This is a genomic window from Pontibacterium sp., assembly GCF_041587635.1.
In the GTDB taxonomy this organism is placed as follows: Bacteria; Pseudomonadota; Gammaproteobacteria; order Pseudomonadales; family Balneatricaceae; genus Pontibacterium.
The window spans coordinates 1-7,753 of record NZ_JBFGYC010000145.1; the positions used below are offsets into that span (position 1 = coordinate 1).

Genomic DNA, 7,753 nt, shown 5'->3' on the forward strand with positions numbered 1-7,753 from the left:
AGATTCAGGTACTCACGCAGATCAGCGCCAACAGGTGCATCCGCCGCCAGCTCCATGATGCCGCCATGATCTTCAGACAGACCCAGCTCATCTTCCGCACACAACATGCCGAAAGACTCTACCTGACGCAGTTTGGCTTTTTTGATTTTGAAGGCTTCACCATCAGGTGTCGGCAGAACCGCACCGACAGTAGCGAATGCTGTTTTCAGGCCAGCACGTGCATTGGGCGCACCGCATACCACCTGAACCTCTTCGCTACCGTTGCTGACAGTGCAGACCTGCAGCTTATCGGCATTAGGGTGCTGCTCGGCCGTCAGAATTTCCCCGACGATAACGCCAGAAAAGTCTTTAGCAACCGCTTCAACTTCATCTACTTCCAAACCGGCCATTGTTACCTGATGGGCCAGTTCCGCTGTATCTACTGCTGGATTTACCAGCTCGCGCAACCACTGTTCGCTGAATTTCATTCTGTTTTCCCAGGAATTCTGTTGTTAATCGTTATGACTCAATGCTTATCAGTGCCTGTAATCAGGAAAACTGACGTAAGAAACGCAGGTCATTTTCGAAGAACAGGCGCAGATCATTTACGCCGTAACGCAGCATCGCCAGACGCTCTACACCCATGCCAAAGGCAAAACCGGTGTATTCCTCAGGGTCGATACCAACAGATTCAAAGACTTTCGGATGCACCATGCCGCAGCCTAGTACTTCCATCCATTTACCGTCGCCACGATCGATATCAACTTCGATAGATGGCTCAGTGAATGGGAAATAAGACGGACGGAAGCGGACCTTAACGTCCTCTTCAAAGAACTCACGCAAGAACTGCTCCAGCGTCCCTTTCAGATCGGCAAAGCTGACATCTTTGTCGACCAGCAAACCCTCTACCTGATGGAACATCGGAGAGTGAGTCTGATCATAGTCGCAACGATATACACGACCCGGGCAAACGATACGCAGAGGCGGTTCCTGCTTCTCCATTGTGCGGATCTGCACACCGGACGTGTGCGTACGTAGCAGCGTATGCGCATCGAAGTAGAAGGTATCGTGCATTGCGCGTGCAGGATGGTGCGCAGGAATATTCAGCGCTTCGAAGTTATGGTAATCATCTTCGATCTCCGGACCTTCGGCCACACTGTAACCAATGCCTGCGAAGAACTCTTCGATACGCGCCATGGTCTTAGTTACCGGATGCAAACCACCCAGTGTTTCACCACGGCCCGGCAGAGAAACATCGATGGTTTCAGACGCCAGTTTCGCTTCCAGCGCAGCGGCATCAAAGTCAGCTTTGCGACCATTGAGCTTAGCGGTCACAGCCTGAATCACTTCATTGATACGCGCACCCGCTGCCGGACGTTCTTCCGCAGACAGCTTACCCAGGCCTTTACGCAGCTGGCTCAGCGCACCTTTTTTACCTAAATACTCAACGCGAACCTGATCCAGGTCCTGCGCATTTTCAGCCTGTTCAGCAGCGGCAATCGCTTCTGCCAAAAGGGTTTCGATGTTTTCCATTTCCGGCTCCAAGTGATGGGGTGGAATGCTGCTTTAGATATGTACGTGCAGCGTTTTCCAGAAACTCTGCTCAGCCGACTCGGCATGATATTGTTGATACAACCTGCCAAAACAGGCTCACCAGAGTTCCCAAAAAATAGGGGAAGAGCTCGCGCCCTTCCCCTATTCAAAGAATCAATTACCTACAAGAGGTGGGTGCTTATGCTAGAGCAGCTTTCGCTTTCTCTACAACAGCGGCAAAACCAGCCTGCTCGTATACAGCCAGGTCAGCCAGAACCTTACGGTCGATTTCAACGTTAGCCTTTTTCAGACCAGCGATGAAACGGCTGTAGGACATGCCGTTGATACGTGCAGCAGCGTTGATACGTGCAATCCACAGTGCGCGGAACTGACGCTTACGCTGACGACGGTCACGGTATGCATACTGACCAGCTTTAATAACTGCCTGTTTTGCTACGCGGAATACTCGAGAACGAGCACCGTAGTAACCTTTTGCCTGTTTCAGGACTTTTTTATGACGACGACGAGCAATCACACCACGTTTAACGCGAGCCATGACAATCTTCCTTTTTCAAATTCTTAAACTAAAAAATAAAAACCAATACTTAGATGTATGGCAGCATGCGTTTGATCAGAGCCTGATCAGCAGCGTGAACCTGCATCATTGGACGCAGCTGACGCTTACGCTTGGTAGATTTCTTAGTCAGAATGTGACTTGTGTAAGACTGCTTGTGCTTGAAGCCGTTGGCAGTTTTCTTAAAACGCTTAGCCGCACCGCGGCAAGATTTCATTTTAGGCATTACTAATCTCCACGCATTCGTTTGATTATTTTTCACCTGACAAACAACAAAACCCGCGGCCACTTCTTACGAAGCAGTCACGGGTATGATGGGATGCAGGTTACTTTTTCTTCTTCGGAGCAATCATCATGGTCAATTGACGACCTTCCATCTTAGGACGCTGTTCAACGGTACCCAGCTCCACCAGATCTTCTTCGATCCGGCGCATTAGCTGCATACCCAGTTCCTGATGGGCCATCTCACGACCACGGTAACGCAAGGTTACCTTTGCCTTGTCTCCGGATTCCAGGAAACGTATCAGGTTGCGTAGTTTTACCTGATAATCCCCATCTTCCGTATTAGGACGGAATTTCACTTCCTTGACCTGAATCTGGTGCTGCTTCTTCTTCGCTTCAGCAGCCTGCTTCTTCTGTTCGTACACATGCTTACCGTAATCCATCACTTTACATACGATGGGATCGGAATCAGCGATCTGTACAAGGTCAAGTCCTGCTTCCTGAGCTGCCTCAAGAGCATCTTTAAACGGTACAACGCCAATTTGGCCACCGTCTGGACCGATCAGTCGGCATTGTGTCGCACGGATATTTTCGTTAATCATTGGACCCTGCTCGCGGCGAGGGTTCCTTCTGTTATCACGCCTGATGGTACTATCTCCTGATCAGATTTTTTCCAGTTACCCTTTCTCAGCAATCTTGTTGCTAAGAAGTGCAATACACTCGTCTATAGATAAGGTACCGAGGTCCTCACCCGTCCGAGTGCGCAAGGCAACGGATCCAGACTCTACTTCCTTATCACCTACTACCAGAAGGAAAGGAACCTTCTGTAAAGTACGCTCGCGAATTTTAAAGCCGATCTTCTCATTTCTCAAGTCCGCATGTGATCTAATACCTGCTTCTTCGAGACGCTGGACAACTTTTTCGCAATATTCGCCTTGTTTATCGGTAATATTCATCACTACAGCTTGCAGCGGAGATAACCAAGCCGGCAAAGCACCTGCATAGTTTTCAATCAAAATACCGATAAAGCGCTCAAATGAACCCAAAATCGCGCGGTGCAACATCACCGGCGTTTCACGCTCACCTTCTTCGTTAACAAACTGTGCACCCAGACGACCCGGCATCGAGAAATCCACCTGAATCGTACCGCACTGCCATACACGGCCCAGACAGTCTTTCAGGGAGAATTCGATCTTAGGACCGTAGAAGGCACCTTCGCCCGGCAACTCTTCCCAATCCAGACCAGCGGTATCCAGCGCATCACCCAGAGCCTTCTCAGCTTTGTCCCAGCTCTCATCAGAGCCAACACGCTGTTCTGGACGGGTAGACAGCTTGTAAATAATTTCGGTGAAGCCGAAGTCATTGTAGACCTCGTGCAAGAAGTCGATGAAACGTGCGACTTCGTCCTGAATAGCGTTTTCAGCACAGAAGATATGCGCATCATCCTGTACGAATCCACGGACACGCATGATGCCGTGCAGAGCACCTGATGGCTCGTTACGGTGACAGCAGCCAAATTCAGCCAGACGCAACGGCAAGTCACGGTATGAACGCAGGCCCTGATTGAAGACCTGGACGTGACATGGGCAGTTCATCGGCTTAATCGCGAAATCACGGCTCTCTGAGTGAGTCGTAAACATCTGCTCAGAGAACTTATCCCAGTGACCGGATTTCTCCCACAAGGTGCGCTCGACAACTTGTGGGGTTTTGATCTCGTTGTAACCGTGCTGACGCTGTTTCGCACGCATGTAACTTTCGATCTGCTGATATAGTGTCCAACCGTTCGGATGCCAGAACACCATGCCCGGCGCTTCTTCCTGCAGGTGGAACAGGTTCAGCTGCTTACCCAGCTTACGGTGATCGCGTTTCTCAGCTTCTTCCAAACGGTGCAAGTAAGCTTTCAGCGCTTTCTTGTCGCCCCAGGCCGTACCGTAAATACGCTGCAGCATCTGGTTGTTGGAATCGCCACGCCAATATGCACCGGCAACTTTCATCAGTTTGAACGCTTTAATATGACCGGTGGATGGCACATGTGGGCCACGGCACAGATCAATAAAGTCGCCCTGAGAGTAGAAAGACAGGTCTTGATCCGCCGGAATCGCTTCCAGCAACTCAACCTTGTACTTTTCACCCATTTTCCCAAACATATCAACCGCTTCATCACGACTCATCAGAGAGCGGGACACCGGCAGGTTTTTCTTCGCCAGTTCAGCCATCTTTTTCTCGATCGCTGTCAGGTCTTCCGGCGTAAATGCACGCTCGTAAGCGAAGTCATAATAGAAACCATCATCGATCACCGGACCGATGGTCACCTGAGCTTCAGGAAACAGTTCCTGTACAGCCATCGCCATCAGATGCGCACAAGAGTGACGAATCACCTCGAGGCCTTCATCATCACGTGCCGTAACAATCGACAGCTCACTGTCTTCGGTGATGGTGTGACTTGCATCAACCAGTTCACCGTTTACTTTGCCCGCCAGTGTAGCTTTTGCTAAACCGGCGCCAATATCGGCAGCTACGTCAAAAACAGTGACTGACTGTTCGAACTCACGTTTGCTTCCATCAGGGAGGGTAATAACAGGCATTTCTTTTCCTTGCTCAGTGGTGGCCCCTACGACAGGCCACATAAGTAGTCTTATGTTTGAGAGATAAATTGAGTATTCATCGGGCAGCCGAAAGTCCGAGTGCAACGATAAAGCGGTGCATATTCTAGCGTAATCTATTCACTTAACCCAGAACCCGCTGGGTTATTTTTGATCGCTTTTTATGAAGAGGCCGTGATAGTCGTAGAACCATCAGCAGAACGCTGACTAAAACGGCCGATAACGACAACGACCACCGCAACAACTATGACCGACAGGACCAGCGTCGCACCGGCAGGCCAATCCAGCAACAACGATACGAACAAACCGATCAGGTATCCCAGCAATCCGGTCAACCAGCCCCAAAGCTGCTGACCGTTTAACATACGCACCACTAGCGCCGGTGCGATCAAACTACAAAACACCAGATAGATGCCCATGATCGGCACAGAGATTGTCACCAATACAGCAAAAACAGGATAAAACCCGGTGGCCATTGGACGACGGCACACAAACCACACCACAGGCGTTACCAGAGCCAGCCACCCGATCTGAGACCAGCTCACCCACAGAATATCTCCGTTCAGGCTTTGCAATAATGCACGATTGCCCTGCGGGTCATAGGCTAACAACACCATCAGCGCACTGGCGGACAATGCGTACAATAAGCCAATCAGTGCCTCTCGGTGATCCGGCAGGTATCGACAGATCATCGCCACCAGCGAGGTCCCGGCTAATGCCAGCACAATACCACCTAACATCTGTGTCAGTTCAGCGGGGAGTAAAGTCCACTCCCACTGCAATGCCCAGACGCCACCTAATGCAGCTAATTGGGCAATCGCCAGATCAATAAAAACGATCTCGCGTTGCAACACCTGCATACCCAGCGGCATATGGCTGAGCAATACCAAAAGCCCGGCCACCAGCGGCGGCAGCAGTATCAACCAGTCGTTCACAGCTGAGCACTCCGTAGCTCAGCGATCAGATGGTCAAACAACTGGTCAAGCGTTGAAATTCCGTCCTTTTCACTGACCGTCGAAGGCAGCGCCAGCACCGGCACGGCGATCCGTTTTGCCAGCCAGCGCGCGCTGTTATCTGACTGATACCAGTTGTGCATGATCGCTAATGGCTTCTCAGCCTTAAGCTGCTGAGTCAGCGTATCCAAATGACTCAGCGTGGGAGATACACCCGGCGCGGGTTCCAGATCGGCAACCGGCTTTATCTTCAACCAGCGCAGCAGATAGGAGAACGTGGTGTGCTGGACAACGACGGATTTTCCAGACAGCGCTAACGCCTGCTGCTTCCACTGTAAACGCTTCTGCTTCCAATGTTTCTGCCACACCTGAAACGTCTGTCGATACTGTTCAGCCTGCTCAGGATCCAGTTGCATCAACCGCTGGCTAAAATGGCGAGCAACTGTTTGAACCCGATCAGGGTCCAGATGCAAGTGTGGATTACCCTCAGCATGCACATGCCCCCGCCCCACCAGCGCTTCCTGATGTTTTTCGATGGTGCTGACCACATCAGCAGCGTAAAACATACCCGGCTCGCCCTCGCGAACAGCCGGGTTGGAAGCACGCTGCTGGAGGGCAGGCAACCACCCTTCCTCCAACGCAGCACCACTGCAAAACGCGATATCTGCACGCCGCAGACGTGCAATCAGGCTCGGGCGCGCCTCAATATAGTGAGGATCCTGATAAACATGGGTTGCACTGTAAATATCCGCCTGCGGAGCCAACGCCCGCGCCAGCGCAGCCCATTCGGGCTCGCAGGCAAAAATATTCAGCGCGCTGGCAGGCTGTGTAACCAACCAGACGCAGACGAGCCCCAGCAGTTTAGAAACTGTGCGCATCGTGGGCCCCAAAGCTGATCAGGTATTGCAGCGTGACCGCATTGTCTTCACCTTCAATGCCCTCGGCATCCTGATGCGTGTACTGCAAACGTACGGTTTGGGTATGCGTTGGATTCCACGCGGCCATCAATGTGGTTTCACGTAGGTCAGCATTTTCATACACGCCCTCTTCGTGTTCCTGTCGGGCATTCAATTCACCGTAGCGCACACCCACAGACCATTCAGGTGCAAAGCGATAGACGGCTGCGGTATACCAGCCGTCATGATCACCCGCACCCGCTTCCGGTGAGATATCGGTAACCTTGAAGTACTCTGCTGAAACGCTGAGCTGCTGGGATTTGTTGTTACCGGAAGGTGACCACTTCCACACCGCATCCGCGATATACATGTGCTCTCCGCTGAATGCTGCACCGTGGCTGTGACCTGCATGTTCCTCTTCATGCTCATGATCTTCTTCATCTTCATGCTCTTCTTCATGACCGGCATGCAGATCCATGCGGTTACGCAGATAACTCACCCCGGCCTGCCAACTCTGGGATTCATCGATGTCATCCCCCACTTTGGTTGCCAATGTCCAGGCTCCCACCGAAGGGCCTGACTCAAAACTCCCCAGGTGATCGCCGGTGAATGCTGCCGCACTCAGTTGCCAGTAGATATCCGTTGGCAATACCGCACGTACACCCAAACCATCATCGAAGTAGTGATTACCTAAAAATCCACGGTAGACCAGAGGACGTTCTACAAAATTATCCGCATGCGAATGCTGCCCATTCAGATAGCCCAGATCCGCCAGAAAACGACCGGCGCGTACCGAGAGACCCGCCGGTAAACTCAAGGTTTCCAGATAAGCTTCTTCGATATCTCCGTTGTTCTCCACATCATTCACTTCTGCTATGGCCGTCAAACGGGCGCTGAAAAGATCTGCAATCTGGTGCTGAACAGATAACTCGGTGTGCCCTAAGCCCAAACCATCCTCGCGTCCACCCAGCGCGGTGTTATCAGATTTGTAAT

General features: G+C 51.5%; 9 protein-coding genes. All 9 read right to left on the bottom strand.

The features are described from left to right. Positions 1-467 (bottom strand): YtpR family tRNA-binding protein (ytpR, locus tag ABYW01_RS09180; protein WP_372832245.1); only part of this gene is annotated, 467 nt, incomplete at its 3' end. A 61-nt stretch (positions 468-528) separates the two neighbouring features. Beyond that, on the bottom strand, positions 529-1,512 hold the full coding sequence (gene pheS / locus ABYW01_RS09185) for a phenylalanine--tRNA ligase subunit alpha (protein ID WP_372832247.1): 984 nt from the start codon (positions 1,510-1,512) through the stop codon (positions 529-531). Positions 1,513-1,711: 199 nt separating this feature from the next. Continuing rightward, positions 1,712-2,068: a 50S ribosomal protein L20 gene (gene rplT, locus ABYW01_RS09190; protein WP_193952983.1), complete on the bottom strand. Its 357-nt coding sequence runs from the start codon at positions 2,066-2,068 to the stop codon at positions 1,712-1,714. 49 nt (positions 2,069-2,117) lie between these two features. Further along, a complete protein-coding gene (rpmI, locus tag ABYW01_RS09195) occupies positions 2,118-2,312 on the bottom strand; it encodes a 50S ribosomal protein L35 (RefSeq protein ID WP_193952982.1) in 195 nt (64 codons plus the stop codon). Between the two features lie 100 nt (positions 2,313-2,412). Beyond that, positions 2,413-2,955, bottom strand: coding sequence for a translation initiation factor IF-3 (gene infC, locus ABYW01_RS09200; protein ID WP_371871849.1), 543 nt, complete (start codon positions 2,953-2,955; stop codon positions 2,413-2,415). A gap of 30 nt (positions 2,956-2,985) precedes the next feature. Further along, entirely contained in the window at positions 2,986-4,893 is a 1,908-nt protein-coding gene (gene thrS, locus ABYW01_RS09205; RefSeq protein WP_372832249.1) for a threonine--tRNA ligase, read from the bottom strand. Between the two features lie 179 nt (positions 4,894-5,072). After that, entirely contained in the window at positions 5,073-5,846 is a 774-nt protein-coding gene (locus ABYW01_RS09210; protein WP_372832250.1) for a metal ABC transporter permease, read from the bottom strand. Continuing rightward, a complete protein-coding gene (locus tag ABYW01_RS09215; RefSeq protein WP_372832252.1) occupies positions 5,843-6,742 on the bottom strand; it encodes a metal ABC transporter solute-binding protein, Zn/Mn family in 900 nt (299 codons plus the stop codon). The genes ABYW01_RS09210 and ABYW01_RS09215 overlap by 4 nt, the downstream gene beginning before the upstream one ends. Then, on the bottom strand, positions 6,726-7,753 hold a 1,028-nt coding region (locus ABYW01_RS09220), incomplete at its 5' end, for a hypothetical protein (RefSeq protein ID WP_372832253.1). The genes ABYW01_RS09215 and ABYW01_RS09220, both read right to left, overlap by 17 nt.

Bases quoted from the DNA above. Each gene is read 5' to 3' on its own strand.
- pheS (WP_372832247.1), bottom strand. From the start codon at position 1,512: ATGGAAAACATCGAAACCCTTTTGGCAGAAGCGATTGCCGCTGCTGAA.
- rplT (WP_193952983.1), bottom strand. From the start codon at position 2,068: ATGGCTCGCGTTAAACGTGGTGTGATTGCTCGTCGTCGTCATAAAAAA.
- rpmI (WP_193952982.1), bottom strand. From the start codon at position 2,312: ATGCCTAAAATGAAATCTTGCCGCGGTGCGGCTAAGCGTTTTAAGAAA.
- thrS (WP_372832249.1), bottom strand. From the start codon at position 4,893: ATGCCTGTTATTACCCTCCCTGATGGAAGCAAACGTGAGTTCGAACAG.
- ABYW01_RS09215 (WP_372832252.1), bottom strand. From the start codon at position 6,742: ATGCGCACAGTTTCTAAACTGCTGGGGCTCGTCTGCGTCTGGTTGGTT.